24 protein-coding genes and 1 tRNA gene are annotated in these 20,715 nt (G+C 67.8%); 8 read left to right on the forward strand and 17 right to left on the reverse strand.

The genetic code is table 11. The annotated features are described in order from the left end of the window. Positions 1-5 precede the first annotated feature (5 nt). Positions 6-227, forward strand: coding sequence for a DUF8144 family membrane protein (locus tag NO931_RS08075; protein ID WP_256391149.1), 222 nt, complete (start codon positions 6-8; stop codon positions 225-227). 90 nt (positions 228-317) lie between these two features. Here NO931_RS08075 and NO931_RS08080 read toward each other — a convergent pair whose 3' ends face one another. The 7 genes from NO931_RS08080 to NO931_RS08110 form a co-directional block, all read right to left on the reverse strand. After that, positions 318-890 carry a HemK2/MTQ2 family protein methyltransferase gene (locus NO931_RS08080; RefSeq protein ID WP_256391150.1) on the reverse strand — a complete coding sequence of 191 codons (573 nt, stop codon included), beginning with the start codon at positions 888-890 and terminating at the stop codon, positions 318-320. Then, on the reverse strand, positions 891-2,039 hold the full coding sequence (locus NO931_RS08085; protein ID WP_256391151.1) for a mechanosensitive ion channel family protein: 1,149 nt from the start codon (positions 2,037-2,039) through the stop codon (positions 891-893). After that, a complete protein-coding gene (locus tag NO931_RS08090) occupies positions 2,039-2,878 on the reverse strand; it encodes a 16S ribosomal RNA methyltransferase A (RefSeq protein ID WP_256391152.1) in 840 nt (279 codons plus the stop codon). Before NO931_RS08090 ends, NO931_RS08085 begins: the two co-directional genes overlap by 1 nt. A 153-nt stretch (positions 2,879-3,031) precedes the next feature. Next, positions 3,032-3,613 carry a DUF655 domain-containing protein gene (locus tag NO931_RS08095; protein WP_256391153.1) on the reverse strand — a complete coding sequence of 194 codons (582 nt, stop codon included), beginning with the start codon at positions 3,611-3,613 and terminating at the stop codon, positions 3,032-3,034. A 128-nt stretch (positions 3,614-3,741) separates the two neighbouring features. Beyond that, positions 3,742-4,098 (reverse strand): RNA polymerase Rpb4 family protein, encoded by a 357-nt coding sequence (locus NO931_RS08100; RefSeq protein WP_256391154.1) that lies wholly within the window; start codon positions 4,096-4,098, stop codon positions 3,742-3,744. Between the two features lies 1 nt (position 4,099). Beyond that, positions 4,100-4,390, reverse strand: coding sequence for a 50S ribosomal protein L21e (locus NO931_RS08105; protein WP_256391155.1), 291 nt, complete (start codon positions 4,388-4,390; stop codon positions 4,100-4,102). A 62-nt stretch (positions 4,391-4,452) separates the two neighbouring features. Beyond that, a complete protein-coding gene (locus NO931_RS08110) occupies positions 4,453-5,214 on the reverse strand; it encodes a hypothetical protein (RefSeq protein ID WP_256391156.1) in 762 nt (253 codons plus the stop codon). Positions 5,215-5,323: 109 nt separating this feature from the next. Between NO931_RS08110 and NO931_RS08115 the strand changes: the two genes are divergently transcribed. Next, positions 5,324-6,355 (forward strand): Mrp/NBP35 family ATP-binding protein, encoded by a 1,032-nt coding sequence (locus tag NO931_RS08115; RefSeq protein WP_256391157.1) that lies wholly within the window; start codon positions 5,324-5,326, stop codon positions 6,353-6,355. Between the two features lie 2 nt (positions 6,356-6,357). On the opposite strand, the gene NO931_RS08120 is transcribed toward NO931_RS08115, so the two are convergent. Continuing rightward, entirely contained in the window at positions 6,358-7,320 is a 963-nt protein-coding gene (locus NO931_RS08120) for a DUF7344 domain-containing protein (protein ID WP_256391158.1), read from the reverse strand. Positions 7,321-7,579: 259 nt separating this feature from the next. On the opposite strand from NO931_RS08120, the gene NO931_RS08125 reads away from it, so the two are divergent. Beyond that, entirely contained in the window at positions 7,580-8,212 is a 633-nt protein-coding gene (locus NO931_RS08125) for a uracil-DNA glycosylase (protein WP_256391159.1), read from the forward strand. A 21-nt stretch (positions 8,213-8,233) separates the two neighbouring features. Here NO931_RS08125 and NO931_RS08130 read toward each other — a convergent pair whose 3' ends face one another. Continuing rightward, positions 8,234-8,428 (reverse strand): hypothetical protein, encoded by a 195-nt coding sequence (locus tag NO931_RS08130; protein ID WP_256391160.1) that lies wholly within the window; start codon positions 8,426-8,428, stop codon positions 8,234-8,236. Positions 8,429-8,497: 69 nt separating this feature from the next. Between NO931_RS08130 and NO931_RS08135 the strand changes: the two genes are divergently transcribed. Next, entirely contained in the window at positions 8,498-9,253 is a 756-nt protein-coding gene (locus NO931_RS08135) for a hypothetical protein (protein ID WP_256391161.1), read from the forward strand. Positions 9,254-9,308: 55 nt separating this feature from the next. Then, positions 9,309-9,390 (forward strand) — tRNA-Ser (locus tag NO931_RS08140). Between the two features lie 394 nt (positions 9,391-9,784). On the opposite strand, the gene NO931_RS08145 is transcribed toward NO931_RS08140, so the two are convergent. From NO931_RS08145 to NO931_RS08155, 3 genes are all read right to left on the reverse strand, one after another. After that, entirely contained in the window at positions 9,785-10,141 is a 357-nt protein-coding gene (locus NO931_RS08145; protein ID WP_256391162.1) for a hypothetical protein, read from the reverse strand. An 8-nt stretch (positions 10,142-10,149) separates the two neighbouring features. Continuing rightward, positions 10,150-10,497, reverse strand: coding sequence for a winged helix-turn-helix domain-containing protein (locus tag NO931_RS08150; RefSeq protein WP_256391163.1), 348 nt, complete (start codon positions 10,495-10,497; stop codon positions 10,150-10,152). Positions 10,498-10,620: 123 nt separating this feature from the next. Further along, on the reverse strand, positions 10,621-11,010 hold the full coding sequence (locus NO931_RS08155) for a hypothetical protein (protein WP_256391164.1): 390 nt from the start codon (positions 11,008-11,010) through the stop codon (positions 10,621-10,623). Positions 11,011-11,183: 173 nt separating this feature from the next. On the opposite strand from NO931_RS08155, the gene NO931_RS08160 reads away from it, so the two are divergent. Together NO931_RS08160 and NO931_RS08165 are read left to right on the forward strand one after the other, a co-directional pair. Further along, positions 11,184-13,154 (forward strand): PAS domain-containing protein, encoded by a 1,971-nt coding sequence (locus NO931_RS08160; protein WP_256391165.1) that lies wholly within the window; start codon positions 11,184-11,186, stop codon positions 13,152-13,154. A 114-nt stretch (positions 13,155-13,268) separates the two neighbouring features. Continuing rightward, positions 13,269-13,841 carry a response regulator gene (locus tag NO931_RS08165; protein ID WP_256391166.1) on the forward strand — a complete coding sequence of 191 codons (573 nt, stop codon included), beginning with the start codon at positions 13,269-13,271 and terminating at the stop codon, positions 13,839-13,841. 31 nt (positions 13,842-13,872) lie between these two features. Here the strand turns inward: NO931_RS08165 and citE are convergent, their stop codons facing one another. From citE to glmS, 5 genes are read right to left on the reverse strand one after another with little or no spacing between them, the layout of a single operon-like run. Continuing rightward, positions 13,873-14,910: an L-malyl-CoA/beta-methylmalyl-CoA lyase gene (gene citE, locus NO931_RS08170; RefSeq protein WP_256391167.1), complete on the reverse strand. Its 1,038-nt coding sequence runs from the start codon at positions 14,908-14,910 to the stop codon at positions 13,873-13,875. Positions 14,911-14,950: 40 nt separating this feature from the next. After that, positions 14,951-16,084: a 2-methylfumaryl-CoA hydratase gene (gene mch, locus NO931_RS08175; protein ID WP_256391168.1), complete on the reverse strand. Its 1,134-nt coding sequence runs from the start codon at positions 16,082-16,084 to the stop codon at positions 14,951-14,953. A 17-nt stretch (positions 16,085-16,101) separates the two neighbouring features. Then, positions 16,102-17,409, reverse strand: coding sequence for a methylaspartate ammonia-lyase (locus NO931_RS08180; protein ID WP_256391169.1), 1,308 nt, complete (start codon positions 17,407-17,409; stop codon positions 16,102-16,104). Between the two features lies 1 nt (position 17,410). Next, entirely contained in the window at positions 17,411-18,844 is a 1,434-nt protein-coding gene (locus NO931_RS08185; protein ID WP_256391170.1) for a methylaspartate mutase subunit E, read from the reverse strand. Between the two features lie 4 nt (positions 18,845-18,848). After that, the gene (glmS, locus tag NO931_RS08190) at positions 18,849-19,289 is read right to left on the reverse strand and encodes a methylaspartate mutase subunit S (protein ID WP_256391171.1); all 441 of its coding nucleotides are present in this window, start codon (positions 19,287-19,289) and stop codon (positions 18,849-18,851) included. A gap of 174 nt (positions 19,290-19,463) precedes the next feature. Here glmS and mct point away from each other — a divergent pair, with 174 nt between their 5' ends. After that, on the forward strand, positions 19,464-20,633 hold the full coding sequence (gene mct / locus NO931_RS08195; protein ID WP_256391172.1) for a succinyl-CoA:mesaconate CoA-transferase: 1,170 nt from the start codon (positions 19,464-19,466) through the stop codon (positions 20,631-20,633). Positions 20,634-20,715 lie beyond the last annotated feature (82 nt).

Here is a 20,715-nt window from a genome sequence, read left to right on the forward strand (position 1 = left end):
GGCGTATGGAACGAAATCCGGTGGAGAACAACTTCGTCACCCGATTCTTGCTCGGTCTGGCCGTCGTCTTCGGGATGGTGCTGGGAGGCGGCGCGGTCGGCTGGTCTCTCTCGACGGCGGGCCTTCCCTTCGGAGTCTGGATCGGAACGGCGGTCGGCGCCCTCGCCGTCTTCATCGCGTTCGCGGTCTGGTACGGCCGCTACGACGCCTCGTTCTCGGCGGCCTGAGAGTCGCACCGTGCGGTTCCCGCGGGACGCGACGGCGCCGCGGCGCCCCCGTGAGGCGCGATGACGGTCGTACGCTGCGACGAACGCTCCTCACCGCACCAGCTTCAGCACCGTCAGCGTCTCGAAGGGGTACGACTCGTCGCGGAGCGCCGCGGCGCTGAAACCCGCAGTGGCGGCGCGGTCGACGACTTCGTCGACGCCCGTTAAACTGCTGACCAGCAGGAAAATCCGGCCCTCCGGCGCGAGGACGCGCCCGACGTCGTCGAGAAACGCCTCGATCACCTCGCGCCCCGTCTCGCCGCCCGACAGCGCGATCTCCATCCAGTCGTCGCGCTCGGCCAGCTCGTCGACCGGCAGGTAGGGCGGATTGAACAGGACGGCGTCGAACGCCGACTCGCGGAACGGCGTCGTCAGATCGGCGCGCACGGCGTCGAGGCCGCGCTCGCGGGCCTGCCGGCAGGCGTGAGGGTTGAGGTCCGACGCGAGGACGGTCGCGCCCGTCTCCTCGGCGACGCGCTCGGCGACGTAGCCCGATCCGGTGCCGACTTCCAGCACGCGATCGTCGGCGTCGACGCGCGATTCGGCTTCGGCGGCGAGCAGGCCCGAATCCTCGGCGGGCTGGTACACCTCGGTCTCGACGCCGCGGCGCTCGGCGAGGTCCACTTACTCGTCACCCCCGGGCGGCGACTCGGCGACCGGCGTCTCGCCGCCGACCTGCGAGTCTCGGCCGCCGTCGACGCGGCCGCCGACGGTGCGCTGCGGGAACGGGATCGTGATGCCCGCCTCGTCGAAGGCGTCCTTGACCTCGCTGATGGCCGCGGTGCGGGCGCGCCAGCGGCGCCGCGCGCTCGGGTTGTCGATCCAGAAGCGGACGCCGAGGACGACCGAGGAGTCGGCGAAGCGTTTGACCACCGTCTCCGGGCTCGGCACGTCGAGCGACTCCTCGATGTCCCCGACCGCGTCGTCCGCCAACTCGACCGCCCGATCCACGTCGGCGTCGTAGTCGACGCCCACCTCGACTTCCAGGCGCAGCCGGCCCTTGCGGGATCGGTTGGTGAGCGACTGGCTGCCGATCACGTCGTTGGGAACCATCACGTACTCGCCGTCGAACGTCTGGATCCGGGTGTTCATCATCGTGATGTCCTTGACGATCCCCTCCTGACCGTCGGGCCCGATCTCGATCCAGTCGCCGATCTCGAACGGCCGCGAGAGCATCAGGACGAAGCCGGCGAGCAGGGCACCGAGCGTCTGGCGGGCGGCCATACCGACGACGATCCCGAGGAACCCCGCACCGATCAGCAGCCCTTCGAGGTTGACCTGCCAGACGCCGAGCACGGAGATCCCCGCGAGGATCCAGACCACCAGCTGCGAGAGCCGATAGGTGACCTCGCGCTGATGGTCGGTGACGGCGTCGCTCCGACCGATCAGATCGTCGAGCAGTCGTCGGATCGCGCTGGTGACGACGTAGCCGCCGACGACGACGATGCCCGTCACCATCAACTGACCGAGTTGCGCTCCGCTCGGCTCGCCGATGGCGTCGAGGACGTCGTTACTTAGCCCCCACGCGTCGAGGATCACGGTGACGGCGGTGGCGAACACCGTGATGACTCCGAACGGGATGGCGACGTCGGCGACGGCCGGACGAAGCCGCTCGGCGAGGAGATCCCGTCCGCGGCGTGCGAGGAACGCGGTGAGGACCGCGACCGCCAGAGCGGCGACCGAGACGATCGCTCGTCCGCGATCGGTCGTGACCGTCTCGCCGACGCCGAGCAAGCCCGCGTCGAGCGCGGGCACGACCCCCCCACCGAACATCAGCCGCTCTCACCCTGCTCGAAGCCGTTATCTCTGGCGATCACCGCCAGTTCGGCGAACTCTGCGGGCGCAAGCGTTCCGGGACGCCGCCGGAGCAGGTCCTCGTCGACGGCGTCGACGACCGCGTCGGCGTCGTCCAGCCCCGAGATGTGGGCCGTGTTCCGAATCGCGTTGCGCAGCGTCTTGCGCCGCTGCGTGAAGATCGCCTTCACGAAGTCGAAAAAGAACGCTTCGTCGTCGACCTCGTAGTCGGGCGTCCGCGGCGTCGTCCGGACGACGGCGCTTTGGACCTCCGGCGGCGGCGAGAACGCCTCCTTCGGGACGGGTTCGACGACCTCAACGTCGGCGTAGTGCTGGGCGGTCACCGACAGCCGGCCGTAGTCGTCGGTGCCGGCGTCGGCGGCCATGCGCTCGGCGAACTCCTTCTGGAACATCAGGACGAGCGGCTTCCCCTCGGGGAGCAGGCGGAAGGCGATCTCGCTGGAGACGCCGTAGGGCAGGTTCGAAACCGAGGCCGAGAAGTCGGGGAGATCGACGTCCAGCGCGTCGCCCTCGATCACCGTCAGGTCGCCGGCCGCGATTTCCTCGTCGAACTCCTCGCGAAGAAAGGCGGCGAGTTCGGGGTCGCGCTCGACGACGGTCACGCGCTCGGCGATCGCGAGCAGCCGGTCGGTCAGCGCGCCCGTCCCGGCGCCGATCTCCAGCAGGTGACTGCGATCCGCGTCGTCGAGGTAGTCGGGGAGTCGGTCCAGCACCCGGTCGTCGACCAGAAAGTGCTGGTCGCGGTCCGGGTTCCCCCGCACGCCGGCCCGGCGCAACAGCCCGTCGGGATCTCTCATTTCCTGCCGGCTATGCAACGGACCGGGGTAAACGCTCCGACTCTCGAATCGCGGCAGAAGCGGGACGGCGCGGCGGCGTCGGCGTCCGGCCGTACATCACCGACCGGGAGATCAGTCGGCTCGGCGGCGGCGCGCGACCCGACGGCGGGCGCGTCACTGGTCGGCGTCGACGAACGTCCGGTACTTCAGGTCGTCCTCGCGGATCTCCTCGATGATGCGCTCGACCAGCACCTCCTCCGGATCGTGAAGTCCGGCGACGCGCTCCTCGAGTTCCTCGAAGCTCTCGAAGGGCTTGCGCTTTCGCTCGTCGAGGATCGAGTTGCGCAGCTTCTTGCCGATCCCCGGCAGGAGGTTGAGTTGGTGGAGCCGGAGCGTGATCGGCTGGGCCTCGTTGTAGAAGTCGACGAACCGCTGGGGGTTCTCGTCGACGACGTCCTCGACGACGTACTCCAGTTCGGTCTGGGCGCCGCTGGAGAGGTCGCCGTACTGGACTCGCTTGAGTTCGTCGATCGCCACGCGTTCGTCGGCCGGGGCGACGGTGACCCGATCACCGATGTTCACCTCGGAGTCTTCCTCGAAGACGAGTTCGTACAGCCGGAAATCGTCCTCGGCGACGGCGTACGCGAGCGGGGGCTTCTGGTACTGGGGCCTGTCGTCGTCCGAACGGCCGTGGGGGAGCGTGTCGAGTACGACCGCTCGACGGGGCGTCGACTCGTCGCCGGTGGCGTGGCTCATCGTACCTCTACGTTACGGCGAGCGAACACTTAAACGGTCGCCCGCTTCATAGGGATTGCTCTCGTCAAGTACCGGCGATCGCGAGTAGGGGGCCAGCAATCACCGGGAACCAGTGAGAGCAATCCCTATCAGGCGTACTGCGCGACGACGTTGAGAATCTCGTCGAGTTCGTCGCCCGACAGCGAGTACCGCTCCTGGGCGTACACGGCGCGCAACTCGTCCCGGTCCTGAGGGAGGAGGTTCGCGATCTTGTAGGCCGTCGCCTCGTCGACCTTCTCGAGTTCGAGCAGCTGGTCGACGAGCTCGTCGGCCTCCTCGGGTTCGAGCACGGCAAAGCGGTTGACGTGCTCGATCGCCCGCGCGAGCTCGTAGCGCATCTCTCGGTCCTCGTCGGCGGCCCGGTCGGCCTCGACGTCAGCGAGCAACTCCTTGGTCTCCGCGAGGGTCAGGTACTCCTCGTCGATCTTCTCTTTGAAGATCGTCATGCTACTCTTGGGCCTTCAGGTGCGCCGGGTTGACGATCAGCTTCTTGGTCTTGCCCTTGTCGCTGATCTCGACCTGGAACGCCCGGCCCTGCTTGCCGACCACGGTGCCGGTGTGGCCGTTGAAGCGCGGGTGGAACTGCCCGTCGGGGACGCTGGGGTCGATCTTGAGGTGGACCTTCGAGTCCTCCTCGAACTCCTGGATCGAGCGCTGGGGCGGGGACGCGCCGCTGTCTCGCGGGTGGTTGGCGAGTTTGTTACGAGTGCCTTGGCGGGGTCCATTAGAGTTTGGCATAGTCGTACCCCGGGTTTGACCGTTCGGCGTAATAAATGGTGCGTTCCGTCCGCGCGCGCCGCTCACGCCGACGCGCGCTCGATCGGGATGTCGAGGCGCTTCGCGATCATCTCGAAGGCGTCAGCGGCGTCGCAGTACGCCCCTTCGTCGTCGAACGCGAACGCCCGCGGAGAGTCGGGGAACAGCAGATCGACGGCGCGCTGCAGGACGCCGTTCGGCCCCACCCACTCCAGTTCGATCCGGCGCTCGGCGTCGTCCAGCCGCACGGACGTGATGCCGGAGAGACCCCTGCAACTGCGATCGGTGCAGAGCGACGGTGGATGGAGTTCGTACCGCGTGCCGTCACACGACCACTCCGCGAGCGTTCGCGCCGGCAGTATCGCGGCTTCGGCGTCCGCGAGCGTCCGCCGAAGCTCCGCGTCCAGCCCTTCGACGGCCGCGCAGTCGACGCGAAACTTCGAGTGGTCGGGCACGTACCGGGCGATCAGCCGATCGTCGACCCGGGCGTCCAGCCGTTCGAGGCCGACAAAGCGGTAGACGCCCTCGGTGGCCAGCAGCGCGTCCAGCGCCGATCGACAGTCGGAGAGCGTGGCGCGGTACCGGTCCTCGTCGACTCGGTCGAACGCCTCCCGGAGCGACGCCGCGACGCCCGGATACTCGTCGGCGACGAGTTCGGTGTCAGCCCACAGATCGACGGCGTCGGCGCGATCGAGAATCGCGGCCAGCGCGGCGTTGTGGACGTCGACCCCGGCGTCGGTGTCCACAGACCGGGCGACCACCAGCGCGTGGGAGGCGAAGGAGTCCGGAACGCGCTCGTCGTTCATGCGCGACGGTTCCGCGGCGTCCTCCAAAAATCGGTCGCTCGTCGCGACGCCGAACCGCGGCGTCGCCCCTTCACAACTCTTTTCGCCGGGTCACCGCCTATCGTAGGGCATGGACGAAGACGACGTGCTCGATCTCCTTCGGGAGGTCGAGGACCCGGATCTCGGCGACGACATCGTCTCGCTCGGGCTCGTCAACGACGTCGAGTTCGATGGCGACGAGTCGGTGCACATCTCGCTCGCGCTGGGCGCGCCGTACTCGCCGAACGAGACCGCGATCGCAAACGAGGTGCGCGCGGTGCTCGGCGACGAGGGGCTGGAGGTCTCGCTGTCGGCCCGCGTGGACGACGACATCCCGGCCGACGAGCAGGTGTTCCCGAACGTCGAGAACGTGATCGCCGTCGCGTCGGGCAAGGGCGGCGTCGGCAAGAGCACGGTCGCCGTCAACCTCGCGGCGGGGCTCTCGGAGCTTGGCGCGCGAGTCGGGCTGTTCGACGCCGACATCTACGGGCCGAACGTCCCGCGGATGGTCGACGCCGACGAGCCCCCGCAAGCCACCAAAGACGAGACGCTCGTCCCGCCCGAGCAGTACGGGATGAAGCTGATGAGCATGGCGTTCCTCGTCGGCGAGGACGACCCCGTGATCTGGCGCGGCCCGATGGTCCACAAGGTGCTCACCCAGCTCTGGGAGGACGTCGAGTGGGGCGACCTCGATTACATGGTGATCGACCTGCCGCCCGGCACCGGCGACACGCAGCTCACCCTGCTTCAAACTGTTCCGGTCACCGGCGCCGTCATCGTGACGACGCCCCAGGACGTCGCGCTCGACGACGCGCGCAAGGGCCTGGAGATGTTCGGCAAGCACGACACGCCGGTACTCGGCATCGCCGAGAACATGGCGTCGTTCCGCTGTCCGGATTGTGGCGGCCAGCACGACATCTTCGGCAGCGGCGGCGGCCAGCGCTTCGCCGAGGAACACGACATGCCGCTGGTGGGCTCGATCCCGCTCGACCCCGACGTCCGGACGGGCGGCGACGAGGGCGAGCCGATCGTGCTCGACGACGACAGCGAGACGGGCGAAGCGTTCCGCGAGATGGCCGCGAACGTCGCGAACAACGCCGGGATCGTCCGGCGTCGCAGGTAGTTCTAGAAGTCGACTGGAGTATCGTCGTCGCCCCCGCCGTCGACCGCGTCGATCGCCTCGACGAGCGACGAGAGCCGCGCCGTCTCCTCCTGACCGCCGACGTAGCGGATCCGGCCGTGCTCGTCGCGCTCGATCAGCCCGGCGGCGGCCAGCTTCGGCAGGTCGATGCAGTGCAGTCTGCGCACGATCGGCTCCCTGTCCGGACGGTCACCGGTCTTCGCCTCACGCCGCTCGACGATCAGGTCCACCAGCTGGTGGACCGTCAGCGCCCGTCCGGGCGTCGACGTGAGGTACTCGACGGCGATCCGCCGTTGCTCGCCCGCGACGACGTCCTCCAGATCGACGTCCTCGGCCGCTCGCTCGTTGACGGGCATCGATGGGAGGCCGACCCACGCGTCCGACGCCGCGTCGGCGTCACAATCCGCATCGGTGTCAGACGCGGCGGCGTCTCGCGACGCGTCGCCGTCCTCCGCCAGCGAGGCTGCCGAGTCCTCCTCGTCGGCGGACGGGGTTCGGACGCTATCGGCGGAAGTCCCGGTCGCGCTCCCGCCGATGCTCCCCGCTCTCGCGACGCCGGCGGTCAGCCCGCCGAGCGCGCCGACGGTCGCCAGCGTGACCAGCAGGTAGCCGGGGTCGGTGACGTGCGTGCCCTCGGCCGTCTGGTGGGCGAACAGCCAGCCGCCGACCGTCGTGAGCGCGACGACGCCGGCGAACGACCACGCGGTGACGCTCCAGAGCTCGTCGGCGTCGAAGTCGGTCCGGGCGAGCCAGTAGCCGGCGTACATCAGCACGGCCGGAAGCGCCGCCGCGACGCTGAACTCGAAGGACCACCACGCCAGCGGCTCGGGGTCTGACAGCACGAACTCGATGCCGACGGCGCCGAGCACCAGCCCCAGTCCGCCGATCGCGATCGCGCCGGACTTCTCGGTGACGTCCCATCCGCCGTCTGCCACTCCCGGTTCCATTTTGGATCTGTTCGAGGGACGGCTCGTGGACGTTATGACTCTTCCGCGCGCCGCGCCACCAACTGTATTGAAACGAAGACAAGGGTATCTACTGTGGGACAACGTGAACAAGATAGAAATTTAATTTCGACTATGACGTAGGTATAGGAGGACAACAGGTAATAACTCACGAGCAAGCGGGTCGGCATCTGCAGGCAGTTCACTACCGTTCGCCGGCGCGCAGCGAGGACCTTTTGTGCCGACGGCGCCAACGTCGCGTGTGGACGCGAACCAGGAGGAGCTGTCGAACCCGTTCGGGATGGACGAGGAGTGCCGGAACTGCCCCGAGCTCTGCGAGACGCGCTCGACGATCGCCCACGGCTACGGCGACGTGGGCGCGGACTTCCTGTTCGTCGGCGAGATGCCCGGCACCGGCGCCGACCGGACGGGCGTCCCCTTTACTGGCGACGAGGCGGGGCGACAGCTGCTCTCGATCCTCCGGAGACTCGGCCTCTCGGCCTCCCAGCCCGACAGCGAGGAGCCGGAGCTCTCGAACTCGTTTCTCACCTACCTGACTCGCTGTCGGGAGCCCGATCGCGCGCCGACCGACGAGGAGGTCGTCAGCTGCGAGCCGTACCTCAACGCCGAGATTCGGATGATCAACCCCGAGATCATCGTGCCGGTCGGCGAGCGCGCGCTCGAGGAGATCGGCACGGAGTACACGACGACGCCGGTCGAGGACCTCGACGTCGTCGAGAATCACGGCGAGCGGATCCGCGGGCGCGGCTTCGAACTGGTGCCGATGATCGCGCCCGACGAGCAGACCGACGAGGAAACTCAGGCGTTCGTCGAGGCGTTCGCCGAGCTGATGGCGACGGACTACCGCCAGACGAAGGGCCGGCGCGGCCGGTAGACGCCGGACGCCGACGCGCGGTCACCAGTAGGGATTCTCGATCGAGCGCCCGGAGCGGACGCCGACGACGCCGACGATCAGCAGCGCCGCCGCGACGAACGCCGCGGTAGCGGCTTCCGGCGGTCCGAACGTCGACGCCAGCGACCAGACGCCGCCGACCGCGAGCGCTCCCACCGTCAGCACCGCGAGGCCGGCGATCGGTCGTTGTCGTGTCACGCCGGGATGGTTTCCCGTGACGGGCAATAAAACGGCGGGTTGAAGGGTCCGCGTCCGGGAGTTTACGGCATGACAGTCGTCGCAGTCGTCGCGGAGCCGCCGCGCGAGGGGCTCGTACTGCCGGAAATCGCCGAGACGACGCCGCTGTCGGCCGCCGAGGCCGCCGACCTGTACGCCGCCGCGTACAAGGACGTGCTTCGCGCCGTCGACGCCAGCGGCGGCGACCTACTGGTGAACTACCGCTCGGACGTCGATCTGCCCGACGAGCACAAAGGCGAGCAGAGCGCCGAGGACGAACTGCGCGCGCTCGCTCGCGAAGCCGTCGACGATATCGACGACGTCCGCTTCGAGGTGCAGGTCGGCACCTCGCGGTCGGCCCGCGTCGGCAACACGATCACGCACCTGCTGGAGAGCGAGGAGGTCAAGTCCGCGGCCGCCGTCTTGCCGACGGTACCGCTGATGGCCCGGACGCACATCGACGGCGCGGCGATGAAGCTCCGGAACAACCCGGTCGTTCTCGGCCCCTCGCTCGGCGGCGAGGTGTACTACGCGGGCTTCACTGACACGATCGACTTTCAGGGCGCCTACGAACCGCCCGCCGTGGAGACGCTCGCGACCCGCGCGACCGACGCCGGTCACGACGTCGAGTACACCGAACTGCTGCCGACGGTCGACACGGCCGACGGGCTGACGACGCTGGTCACGATGCTGCGCTCCCGCGTCACGGCCGGCCGGATCGTCCCCGAGTTCACGACGAAGCTGATCGACGACCTCGGACTGCGCGTCGAGCACGAGGGCGGCGAGCCGACGCTCGTCCGGGACTGACCGGGCGGGCGATTTCCGTTAGTTCTTAAGGACGGACGCGCGTAGTCGTACCCGAGGTGGGGTGGCAGAGCGGCCTATTGCGCCGGTCTTGAAAACCGGTGGCGTCAGCCTCATGGGTTCAAATCCCATCCCCACCGTATTCTACCGCGAACGAACGGCGAGCACCTCGTGTGCTCGCCACTGTGAGCGGCGAAACGTAGACGTTGGGATTTGAAGCAGGGAGTGGGAGGTGAGCGAGCGCAAGCGAGCGAACGGGAACGACCGTGGTTCAAATCCCATCCCCACTGGCTTTTGCGAGGGGCTTGCGAACGGAGTGAGCGAGACGTCGTGACGAGCAAGGCGTAAACGCGGGATTTGAACGAGAGAAGTCGCAGCCCGCACAGCCGAGCGGAGCGAGGCGAGCAGGACCGTCTTCGCGTAGTTCAAATCCCATCCCCACCGTGTTCTACCGCGAACTCACGGCGAGCATCTCCTGAACAGCGAGTCGAAGGCGCGGAGATCGAACTCCGACAGCGATGCATTCGTCGGAAACTACGAAGTGCGGCCCTCCGACTGCTCCGATCGACTAGGAGAGACGAGGAGCGAGTACAGCAAGGTGCACAGCCCGGCGATCTCGCTCACGCGGATCAGGACCGGCAGGAAGAACGTGTAGACGCGAGTGGGAACCTCGACAGTCTGGCCCAGTGTGTTGACCCCGATCGAGAGGGTCATCGGGACGACGGTGAGCAGACAGAGGCCGCAGGCGAGAAACAGCATCCGAACGCTGTCGTTGCGCCGATACCCCCGGAACGCGTGAAACACGATGAACAGCGCCAGTCCGACGGCGATCAGCGAGACGGACAGCAAGAGCAGATAGTCGGACTGGGTCTGCGGGCTAACCGCCTGCATTACGGCCATCATAGTCCCTCCCACATGTCGGTAAAGCGGTCGGCGAGATCGCCGGTCGGTCGCTCGTCGATCGTCACCTCGAATCCCTCGTCAGTGAGACGAACCGTGAGCTCGTCCAGCCGCGCCTCGTACGTGCTGTGGTGGTTCCCGTCGGGCTGTGCCACGCGGCGTTCAGCGAGCAGCCCGCAGTCGACCAGCCGCTCCGTCCGCCGGTACACCGTGGCGATGGAGATGTCGCACGCGTTGCTGATCTCCTTTGCAGACAGTGCAGCGTCGCGCGTCTGTCGAAGGATCGCTTCGGCGTACTCGTCGTCGAGCAAGGCGAGTACTTCGTCCGGGTCCGGATCGTCAGTCACGTCGAACCACCTCCGCCGAGAAGTCGACGACAGTCTCTCGGGGCGGAACAGCCGCTGTGTCGTGGTGTGGTGGCGTGTCTGTTTCATTCCGGAAACTGATCATCCATCACTGCCCGTTTGCTCTCAGGCATTCTGTCGAGCACGCATAAACAGTGCGGCGACGACGTACTGGATCGTCACAGTCACGACGAACGCGATTCCCGGCGCGTACGCGCCCGCATCGAGCGAGAGCTGATAGATCCCGACGAAAAGCCCCGTCGTGACGAGTGCAGCCGAGATCGTCCAGACGGCTGCTGCGGCGCCGGCGTACTCCTCGGGCCAGAACTGTTCGTACGCATACGGAACGAACACTGCGATAGCGAGCGCGAGCAACAGTCCTCCCGTCGCCGAATCACCGATCCGGGCGAACGCGAACAGTGCGATCAGCGCGGCGAGCGTGGCGCTCGCGCTGACCGAGAAATTATCCGTCAGGTCTCGCTGGAGCCGATCCCTCAGTGGTGGGTTGTCGGACATACGAACACGTACTGGCGCTATTGATAAGGTGATTACTCGGATTTGCTGGTCCAGCAAATCCCGGGGGTACACTGCGGACAGTGCGAGCAAGCGCTCTTATTTATGTGTCTCCGATCCTAACCTGTCCCTATCACGACAGCCGATCGCGATCAGATCCGGCTGCGATAGAAACCATGCGACAGGACGACGTAGGCAATCGCAGCACGTATCGAGAGCGAGTGTACGCGACGTTCGCCGATCCGGAGCTGGAAGTCGATCAGAAACTCGAGTCGATGCTCGTTGCCGGCCGGGAATATCTCGGCGTCGGGCTCGGATTCGTGACGAGGATCGAGAACGGAGCGCAGCTCATCGAACACGTCGTCGGCGATCACGAGACGATCCGTCGCGGAGAGACGTGCCCGCTCGATCAGGCGTACTGTCGCCGGACGGTCGAACTCGACTCGCCGATGAGCGTGCAGAACGCCGAGAACTCCGAGCAGATATCGGCGGCGGCCTACGACACGTTTCGGCTGGGGTCCTACGTCGGCTGCCCGCTGATGGTCGACGGCGAGGTGTTCGGAACGGTTTGTTTCGCCGACGAAGCGACCCGCCAATCGCCGTTCTCGGAGGCGGAGCTGCTGTTCGTCGAGCTGGTGGCGCGCCTGGCCGGCCAGGCGCTCGAACGCCAGTCCTACGAGCGGCAGCTACAGCGTCGCACCGAACGCCTGCGAGCGGAGAAACGTCGCTTCGAGGGGATCGCCGAGAACAGCTTCGACGTGCTCTATCGGATCTCGCCCGACATGCGGTTCACCTACATCTCGCCCTCGGTCGAGCGCGTGCTGGGGATCGCTCCGGACGAGATCCTCGGAACGTCGTTCACGACGTACATCGACGATTCGTCCGGTGAGGACGCGTCGGACGCCTTCGAGGGATTGCTGGACGGTGACCCGGTCGAGAATCTCGAACTCGACTTTCTGGACGCCGACGGGGCGACCGTGACGCTGGAAGTCAACGCGACGATCGTCGAGACCCACGACGGAACCAGACGGATCCAGGGCGTCGCGCGGGACATCTCCACGCGCAAGCGACAGGAGGCCGAGCTTCGGGTCAAGGATCGGGCGATCGCAAACACGGACGTGGGGATCACGTTGGCGGACGCCACGGCGCCGGACAACCCGGTAGTCTACGTGAACGCAGCGTTCGAGGAACTGACGGGCTACTCGGAAGAAGAGTTCCTCGGCGAGAACTGTCGCAAGCTGCAGGGTCCGGCCACGGATTCCGACGCCGTCGATCGGCTTCGGGAAGCGATAGAAGCACGGGAGCCGGTTTCGGTAGAGATTCTCAACTACCGGGCCGACGACGTCCCGTTCTGGAACCGAGTGACCGTCAGTCCCGTCGAAGAGGACGGCGGGCGCGTCACTCACTTCGTCGGATTCCAGGAGGACGTCACCCAGCGCAAGCGGACCGACCAGCTGTTCGAACTGCTAAACCGCGTCCTGCGACACAACCTGCGCAACGAGATGAACGTGCTGCAGGGGCGCGTCGAGATGCTGGATACGGCGGCGGAGGTGGATCATGACGTCGTCGATCAGATCCGCGCCGCCTCGTCGTCGCTCGTCGAGTTGAGCGAACGAGTGCGAACCCTGGAGCAGTACGCCCGACAGCCCAGGGAGCCCGAACGAATCGATCCGACGCAGTTGCTCGCCAGAATCGCCGGCGAGCTGCGCGACGAGCATCCGGACGCCGACATCGACGTGCGGGTGGCGACCGACCGATCGATCTGCACCGGCGTCGAGATCGAGGCCGCGGTGACGGAACTGATCGCGAACGCGATCGCACACGACCCGTCGACCGGGACGCGGGTGACGGTCGCCGCCTCGGACCGGAGCGACGAGATCGAACTCACGGTCGTCGACGACGGCCCGGGGATCCCGGGCGTCGAAGCGTCAGTCGTCGAAGCGGGCCGAGAGACATCGGTCGAACACGGGGACGGCCTCGGGCTCTGGTTCGTCAACTGGATCGTGACGCGGTACGGCGGCTCGTTCCAGATCCGCCCGCGCGAGGCGGCCGACGGCGGAACGGTCGCGACGCTCCGCTTGCCGACGATCGACGACGAGACGCCGGTCGCGGAAGCGTCGCGTCGGCCGACGGTGCTGTTTCAGTAACTGTCCACTCCTCTGGCGGCGCTCGGCGCAGCGGCCAGAGCCACAGTGTCGCCGGCAATGACGCGACTGACGCGGTGCGAAACTATTTTACGGATGTCACGAAACCCCCGTGTGATGGACGATCACGTAGGTCCCGAGGCCACGATCCTCGTCGTCGACGACGAGGAGCGAGTGACGGACCTGTACGCGACCTATCTCGAAGACCTCTATTCGGTCCAACGCGCCTACGGAGGGGAGGAAGCGCTGGAGACACTGGACGACGATGTCGACGTCGTGTTGCTCGACCGCCGGATGCCCGCGCTGGCGGGCGACGAGGTGCTCAAGCGGCTCCGCGAGGAGGGGTACGACTGCCGGGTCGTGATGGTGACCGCGATCGAGCCCGACTTCGACATCGTCGACATGCAGTTCGACGAGTACCTCGTCAAGCCCGCCACCGAAGAAGACGTGAAGGACGCCGTGGAGACGCAGCTGTTGCTCGACTCCTACGACACGCGCCTCGACGAGTACTTCCGGCTCAAGGCGAAGCTCTCGACGCTCGAAGACCAGAAGCCCTACCACGAACTGGAAGCCGACGACCGGTACGAGGAGCTGACGGTGCTGGCCGAGTCGCTCCGCGAGGATCTCGAACGGATGTTGCGCGAGTACGACGAACTCGACTTTTCGGCGAGCGAGTTCGAGGACGCCTGACCGGTTGCCGGCCGGCGGCGTCGCGACGCCGTCACCACTCGGTGTCGAGTGCGAGCGCCCGCTCCAGCAGCGCGTCGTCGAAGCGTTCGTCGGTCTGGCGCGGACGCGTTTCGTGGATCCGCCGGACGGTCTCGACGGTGTTGGCGAAGTTCTTGAACGTCGCCTCGTCGATCATCTGCCCGTCGACCGAGACCGCGCCGGTGCCCTCGGACTTGGCGTCCTGAAACGCCTCGATTCGCTCGACGTCGCGGCGCAGTTCCTCGGGGCGGGGCATGTGGATGCGGTTGGCTTGCTCGGTCTGGTTGGGGTGAAGCGACCAACTTCCGTCGAGCCCGACCGCGGCTTCGCGCTCGACCTGATCGGCGTAGGCGTCGCCATTGTAAAATGTCACGCCGGCGCGCTCCTCGAACAGCTGGTCGAAGGGACCGCCGACCGCGACGAGATCGGCCGCGCTGGCCTCGTTCGAGAGTCGTTCGAGCAGCGCGGGCCAGGTCGGGCGCGAGCCGTCGAACTCCCGCCCACCCAATTCCGCGGTGTAGTCGACCGGCCCGAACACGAGCCCGGAGAGGCGGTCGTCCTCGCCGAGGCGGGCGATCTCGGGGAGATCGGAGACGGCGCGCGCCGACTCGACGATGACCGAGAGCCCGATCGATCCCTCGTCGACGCCGTAGGTTCGCTCGAACTCGTCGACGGCGTCGAGCGCACGTCGCACGTCTTCGACGCGGCCGACCTTCGGGACGACGACGCCGTCGATCTCGGCGCCGACCTCGCGGACGAGCGTCTCGATCTCCTCGCGCCCGCGGTCCCGAGCGCGCTCGCTGTCGTACCCCCACTGGACGCGCGGCCAGAGCTCGCCGGCGAAGTCGTCGGCGTACTCCGGAAGGAGGTCGACCGTGTTCTCCAGCGCGGCGTCTTTCATCTCCGGGGCCGTGCCGTCTTCGAGGTCGGGCACGAGCCAGTCGGGCAGTGCGAACCCTTCGGCAGTCAGGCCCGAGCGGAGATACTTCGCCGAGTCCTCGCGGGGGACGGCGGCCGGTGCGGTCTGGAACGTGCGGCAGAGTCGTGGCATGGTGGATGTCGTGGTGTCGGTTGTGGTCGTCGTAGCTCGGTCAGTCTCGCGTCTCGATCAGCGCGGTTCTCGTGCCCGAGTAAACGGGCTCCTCGTCCTGGTTGAACGCGACGTGCTGGAAGCGAACTTCACCGGCGGCGCCAGTCGCATCGACGCCGGACGGCAGCTCGACCGTCGGCGTCTCGCTGGCGCCCAGCACGCGCGTGAACCCGTAGATCGTGTCGCCGGCGATCACGAAGTCGTGGAAGCGCTCGTCGTCGTACCCCACCTCTCGGTACGTGCGTTCGTCCGAGCGAGCGTGACCCAACGCGATCGACCGGGTCACGTCGCCGTAGACGACCGGCTCGCCCGACGGCGAGTCGGCCATCGTCGCGGCGTCGTGGTGTTGCTTGGCGGTGTTGAGCGTCGACAGCGGGAGGCCGGCGAGCAGCGCGTCGTCGATCGTCCGCCCGCGCTCGTGGCGGTACGCCACCGCGGCGTCCCGTCCGTCGGCGTCGTCGAGCGCGGCGCGGAAATCCTCGAAATGCTGGCCGTCGGGCGTCAGAAGTGTGTCGGGGAGCCCCAGTTCGGGGTCGGCATCAGTCCGCTCTCCGGTCGTTTGCCCGCCGTCGGTTCCGGCCGTCTGCCCGCCGTCGGTTTCGAGTGGTTCGCGACGCGGGATCATGTTCGTCCGGCGGTAGGAGACGAGCGCGTCGCCCGTCTCGGCGTCCCGGCCGGTCGTCTCCCAGGTGACGATGCCGTACTCGGGCCGGGAGCCCGACGCGCGCGTCTCGATCACCGTCGAGTCGACCCGGAGTTCGGTCCCCGGATAGACTGCGTCGGCTCGGTAGCGCACGTCGGTGCGCCCGAGGAAGTAGCCGCCCTTCTCGCTGAGGTCCTCGACGCTCGGGCCCATCGTGGCCGCCAGCAGGTAGTCGGGGTGGATCGGCGGCTCGTCGTACCCCCACTCGGCGGCGGCGTCGGTCCGCCAGAACGCCGGATCGTGGTTGAGCGTCTGGCTCATCCAGCGCTCGTTGCCGGCCCGCGAGAGCCGGATGCCGGGGTCGTGCTCGATGCGGTCGCCTTCGGCGAACGCCTCGAAGTAGGTGCCCTTCTCGCGCGTCTCGGCCCGGTCGAGGGCCGCGCGGAACGTCTCGGGATCGGTCCAGTCTGTCGGATCAGTGTCGTCTGTCATCGGTGTCGAACTCTCGGTCAGTCGTCGGCCGCGGCGGTTCGCGCGCCGTCGGCGTCGCGCCGGGCCAGCGTCCGGCGCATCTCGTTTTCGACGATCATGTACCCCTCGTCGAACCCCATTCCGGGCTTGGCGAGCACCTGCGCGGCGTCGGTCGCCAGCGCGACGTGGGCGCAAGCCCGCGCGGAGACGTCCGTCTCGTTGCAGGTGCCCCCGAGATAGGCTCGGGTGTCGGTGCCCTCGCAGTACCGAACCGCCTCGGCGCTGCGCTGGATCCCGCCCAGATCCGGCGTCTTGACCTGGACGAGGTCGGCCGCGCCGGCGTCGACGAACGCCCGGACATCGTCGAAGGTGTTGCACCACTCGTCAGCGACGATGTCGACGCCGACGCCGGCGTCCGCGAGGCCGTCGCGCAGTTCGGCCATCGCGCGGATCTGTTCTCCCCTGTGGCCCTCGTCCATCGGCCCCTCGATCTGGAGGGGGTAGGGAGCGGCGGCCGCCCGCAGGGAGTCGAAGTAGTCGGCGACCTCGTCGCGGTCGTACGGCGGGCCGAACACGTCGCCGAGCACGCCGTACACGTCGACGTGGAACCGGGGCGCGTACGAGCCAGATCCGAGTTCGGCCGTCCGGTCGGCGAGCCACGCGAGGTACTCGCGCAGGCCCTCACCGTCCGCGCCGACCTTCTCGACGCTATTGAACAGGCCGTGGGGGAGCACCGGGACGCCCTTGACGAGCATCTTCTCGGCGTTCGTCCGGCGGTCGTCACCGGACTGGCCGAACACGGGGACCGGTTCGGTCGCTGGATCGGTCCCGAGCGCGTCGGCCAGCACGTCGGTTCGGGTCGTTCCGCGCGCCGACGCCGCGGCGTCGCACAGCGCCTGCGAGACGCCGTAACGCACCGCGGTGTGGAGTTTTCCACTGTCGGCGCCGGGGTCGCCGCTGCTCCCGGAGCGACCCGAGGCGGGCGATAGCGACTCGATCGTGGCGGCGTTGTCGGCGAACGCGTCGGCGTCGCGCCCGACCAGTTCGGGACCGACGACGTCCTCGACGACCGGCCGGTATTCGGCGGCGCGAAACAGCGGATCGCGGCCGCCCGCGCCCGAATACTGGACCGCGGCGCAGTCGCCGGTCGCGACGGTGCCGTCCGCGAGTTCGAGTTCGACCGTCAGCGCCTCGCCGGCCTCGCGGACGGCGTCGAAGCCGGGCGTGACGGGGTCGCCGCGGTAGTCGAAGCCGTCGCGCTCGGCGCCGGCTTTGATCGCGCGCTGGTCGTCGAAGAAAAAGCCCGAGACGGTCGGAATCGCCCGGACGGCGCGGATCTCCGCCATCTCAGTCGTCCCCCTGCGGTCGGCCGATCAGTTTGCCGTCGCTGATCGCGTCGACGTCGTCGGCGACCATTCTAAATGTCTGGTCGCGCCCCTCCGTGCTCGCCCGGGAGTCCAGCCGGTTCCCGTGGATCTCCTTGACGTCGTCGGACAGCGCGAGGTCGGCGAACTCGAAGATCCTGATGCGGCCGTCGTCGTCGCGGGCCGGCAGCACGTCGCCCTTCGCGCTGTCGCTCGGCGCGAACGGAACGTCCAGTGCGCCCGAGTCGAACGCCGCGAGGGTGCCCTGCGCGACGTCGCCGTCTCCCTGCGCGAGCACTTCTTCGATCAGTTCGCGGCTGGCCTTCTGGATCAGGTTCAGCTCGCGGTCGACGCCGACGAGTTGGACGTTCTGCTCGATCACCATGTCGACGAGCTGGCGGGTCGTCCGCAGCCCGGCCGCGTTCGCCTCCTTGGTCGGGACGCCCTGGAACTCCTGGGGCGACTTGGTGATGACCTTGTCCGGCTGGGCGACGGCGGCGGTCATTCCGCCGAGCCCGATGACGCCGTTCGCGCGGGCCTCGTCCGGGGGGAACCCGCCCATCCACTCGTGGAAGACGGTGGTGACCGCGACGTCGTCGCCCAGATACTCCTCGCCGAGCGAGCGCAGCGCGTGCAGCGCCGCGACGTCCTGAACGAGGTTGCCGACCTGCCCGTAGCCCAGCGTGATCGAGCGGACGCCCTGCGTGGCCGCGAGCATCCCCTCGATCACCATCACCGCGATGGCGATGCAGGGCGGCACCAGCGTCCCGGTCAGCGGGCCGAACGGCTCGCGATTGATCCGGACGCCGCGCTCGGTGTAGGCGCCCGCGAGGCGGTCGACGTACTGCCAGTGGCGGATCGTCGCTTCGAGGTCGTGCTCCTTGGTGTAGGGGATGTTGTAGGAGATCGGCCCGCCCTCGAAGCTCTGGAACCCGCCGGCGAACGTGATCGCCGCGAGCAGCCGGGCGTCGGGGGTCCCGTGGCGGACCTCGATCGGCGCGTCGAGCGCCTCGATCAGCTCGCGACAGCCCTCGACGCCGTGGTTGACCGCGGGGAAGCCGTTGAGCGTGTCCCCGCCGTTCTCGCGGGCGTCGTTCAGCCCTTGCTGGGCCTTCTCGTACTCGTTGTCCCGGGTGTAGGAATCGATCGTCGTGGGCAGCAGGTCGGCCTGCCCCGCGTTCTGGAGGTGTTCGAGCAACTCGATCTGCTCGTCGAGCCGCGGGACGCCGGCCCGGGGCTGCAACAGCGGCTTGTCGGCCGATTCGAGCACGTCCGCGAAGCGCTTCGAGGCCGGGAGCGACTCGTGGAACGCGATCGCTTCCTCGAAGTCGACGGCCTCGCCGGTCGGCCAGTTCCCGCGGACGTTCTCGTCGATGCGTCGCAACTGCTCGTCGGGGATGGGCTCGTCTCGCAGCATCGAGCTATCCCTCGACCCGGTGGCGCTCGGCCTCGGTCGCGGCGAGCTGGAGGTCCTGCCGGAGCGCCGCGATGGCGTCCTCCGGGTCGGTCTCCGAGTCGAAGACCCGGTCGAAGCCGAGCTCGCGGAACTTCCGGCGGGTCTCCTCGAAGTCGTCCTGTCCGACGGCGAGGTTGCCGCCGATGTAGGTCAGGACGTCGAGGCCGGCCTCGTCGAGGCGCTCGCGGAACCCCTGGCAGTCCTGTTCCGCGTGGCCGTACAGCGACGAGATCAGTACAGCCTCGGCGTCGGCGTCGTCCGCTGCGGTGATGAAGTCCTCTTGAGAGGTCTGGACGCCCAGGTTGACGACGTCGAACCCCGCTGCGCGCAGGGCCTGTTCTAGAATCGTGATGCCGACGACGTGCGCGTCGGATCCGATGACGCCGAGGATGACTGTCTTCGCCATGTCGGTGTCTCGACGGTCGAATGAAGAACCCTTATAGTTAATGGTTTTTCATGATAATATTCCTTAAGGGATTAGATATAGTCGGATGGTAGACAATCACAACGGTTGAGAGACAACCACATTCTTCATGATTTATAGGGAATGTTTTTCCCTCCCCTCCCCGACGCCCACTCCATGGGAGCGCTCGACGACTTGCGCGTGCTCGATCTGACGCAGGTGCTCGCCGGCCCGTACTGCACGATGTTGCTCGCGGACATGGGCGCGGACGTGGTAAAGATCGAGCGCCCGGGCGGGGACCTCATCCGGTCGAACCCGCCGTTCTACGAGGACGCCGACGCCGAAGCGTACGGCGGCTACTTTCAGTCCGTGAACCGCGGCAAGCGCAGCGTCGAGCTGAACCTCGGCGACGACGCCGACCGCGAGGACTTCCTCTCGCTCGTCGAGCGCGCAGACGTCGTCGTCGAGAACTACCGCGCGGGGACGATGGAGCAGTTCGATCTCGGCTACGAGACGCTGCGGGAGCGCAACCCCGAGTTAATCTACAGCTCGATCCGGGGCTTCGGCGACCCGCGTACCGGCGAGACCCATCGACAAGGGCAACCGTCGTTCGATCTGGTCGCCCAGGCGCTCGGCGGCGTCATGGAGATCACGGGCCAGGAGGACGGCCCGCCGACGAAGGTCGGCCCCGGTGTCGGCGACCTCTTCACCGCGGCGCTCAACGCGGTGGGGATTCTCGCCGCGGTCCACCACCGCGACCGCACGGGCGAGGGCCAGTACGTCGACACCGCGATGTACGACGCCATGATCAGCCTCTGCGAGCGGACGGTCTACCAGCACTCTTACGACGGCGCGGCGCCGACCCGACAGGGCAACTCACACCCGACGCTGTTCCCCTACGACGCGTTCGAGACCGCGGACGGCTACGTCGTGATCGCCGCGTTCGGGAGCAACCACTGGCGCGAACTCTGCGAGGCGATGGATCGACCGGATCTCGCAGCGGAGTATCCCGACCGCGAAAGCCGGCTCGCCAACCGCGAGTCGCTGCGTGAGGCCATCGTCGAGTGGACGCGGAGCAAGCCGACCGACGCCGTGCTCGACGCGCTCGACGGGCTGCCGACCGCTCCCGTGCAGGACGCTGCCGACATCGCGGCCGATCCTCACGTCGAGGCGCGCGAGATGCGCGTCGGCGTCGACCAGCCGGGCGCCGACGCCGAAGTCGCGATCGCGGGGAATCCCATCAAGATGACTCGGACGCCGACCCGGCCGGGCGAGCGCGCGCCGCTGCTCGACGAACACCGGTCGGAGCTACTGGACGACGCCGCACAGGCCGAGGCGGACGACTGATCGGGGAGCCATAGCGGACGACTGACTGGGGCCCATTTTTCCTCGCCGGGCGAGGTTTCAAGTATGCGTCGGGAAACGGTAC

It is taken from the genome of Natronoarchaeum rubrum (genome assembly GCF_024494695.1).

Bases quoted from the DNA above. Each gene is read 5' to 3' on its own strand.
- NO931_RS08075 (WP_256391149.1), top strand. From the start codon at position 6: ATGGAACGAAATCCGGTGGAGAACAACTTCGTCACCCGATTCTTGCTC.
- NO931_RS08090 (WP_256391152.1), bottom strand. From the start codon at position 2,878: ATGAGAGATCCCGACGGGCTGTTGCGCCGGGCCGGCGTGCGGGGGAAC.
- mch (WP_256391168.1), bottom strand. From the start codon at position 16,084: ATGACAGACGACACTGATCCGACAGACTGGACCGATCCCGAGACGTTC.
- NO931_RS08185 (WP_256391170.1), bottom strand. From the start codon at position 18,844: ATGCTGCGAGACGAGCCCATCCCCGACGAGCAGTTGCGACGCATCGAC.
- NO931_RS08160 (WP_256391165.1), top strand. From the start codon at position 11,184: ATGCGACAGGACGACGTAGGCAATCGCAGCACGTATCGAGAGCGAGTG.
- NO931_RS08110 (WP_256391156.1), bottom strand. From the start codon at position 5,214: ATGAACGACGAGCGCGTTCCGGACTCCTTCGCCTCCCACGCGCTGGTG.
- NO931_RS08105 (WP_256391155.1), bottom strand. From the start codon at position 4,390: ATGCCAAACTCTAATGGACCCCGCCAAGGCACTCGTAACAAACTCGCC.
- NO931_RS08180 (WP_256391169.1), bottom strand. From the start codon at position 17,409: ATGGCGGAGATCCGCGCCGTCCGGGCGATTCCGACCGTCTCGGGCTTT.
- citE (WP_256391167.1), bottom strand. From the start codon at position 14,910: ATGCCACGACTCTGCCGCACGTTCCAGACCGCACCGGCCGCCGTCCCC.
- NO931_RS08095 (WP_256391153.1), bottom strand. From the start codon at position 3,613: ATGAGCCACGCCACCGGCGACGAGTCGACGCCCCGTCGAGCGGTCGTA.
- NO931_RS08100 (WP_256391154.1), bottom strand. From the start codon at position 4,098: ATGACGATCTTCAAAGAGAAGATCGACGAGGAGTACCTGACCCTCGCG.
- glmS (WP_256391171.1), bottom strand. From the start codon at position 19,289: ATGGCGAAGACAGTCATCCTCGGCGTCATCGGATCCGACGCGCACGTC.
- NO931_RS08115 (WP_256391157.1), top strand. From the start codon at position 5,324: ATGGACGAAGACGACGTGCTCGATCTCCTTCGGGAGGTCGAGGACCCG.
- NO931_RS08155 (WP_256391164.1), bottom strand. From the start codon at position 11,010: ATGTCCGACAACCCACCACTGAGGGATCGGCTCCAGCGAGACCTGACG.
- NO931_RS08120 (WP_256391158.1), bottom strand. From the start codon at position 7,320: ATGGAACCGGGAGTGGCAGACGGCGGATGGGACGTCACCGAGAAGTCC.
- NO931_RS08135 (WP_256391161.1), top strand. From the start codon at position 8,498: ATGACAGTCGTCGCAGTCGTCGCGGAGCCGCCGCGCGAGGGGCTCGTA.
- NO931_RS08085 (WP_256391151.1), bottom strand. From the start codon at position 2,039: ATGTTCGGTGGGGGGGTCGTGCCCGCGCTCGACGCGGGCTTGCTCGGC.
- NO931_RS08145 (WP_256391162.1), bottom strand. From the start codon at position 10,141: ATGCAGGCGGTTAGCCCGCAGACCCAGTCCGACTATCTGCTCTTGCTG.
- mct (WP_256391172.1), top strand. From the start codon at position 19,464: ATGGGAGCGCTCGACGACTTGCGCGTGCTCGATCTGACGCAGGTGCTC.
- NO931_RS08165 (WP_256391166.1), top strand. From the start codon at position 13,269: ATGGACGATCACGTAGGTCCCGAGGCCACGATCCTCGTCGTCGACGAC.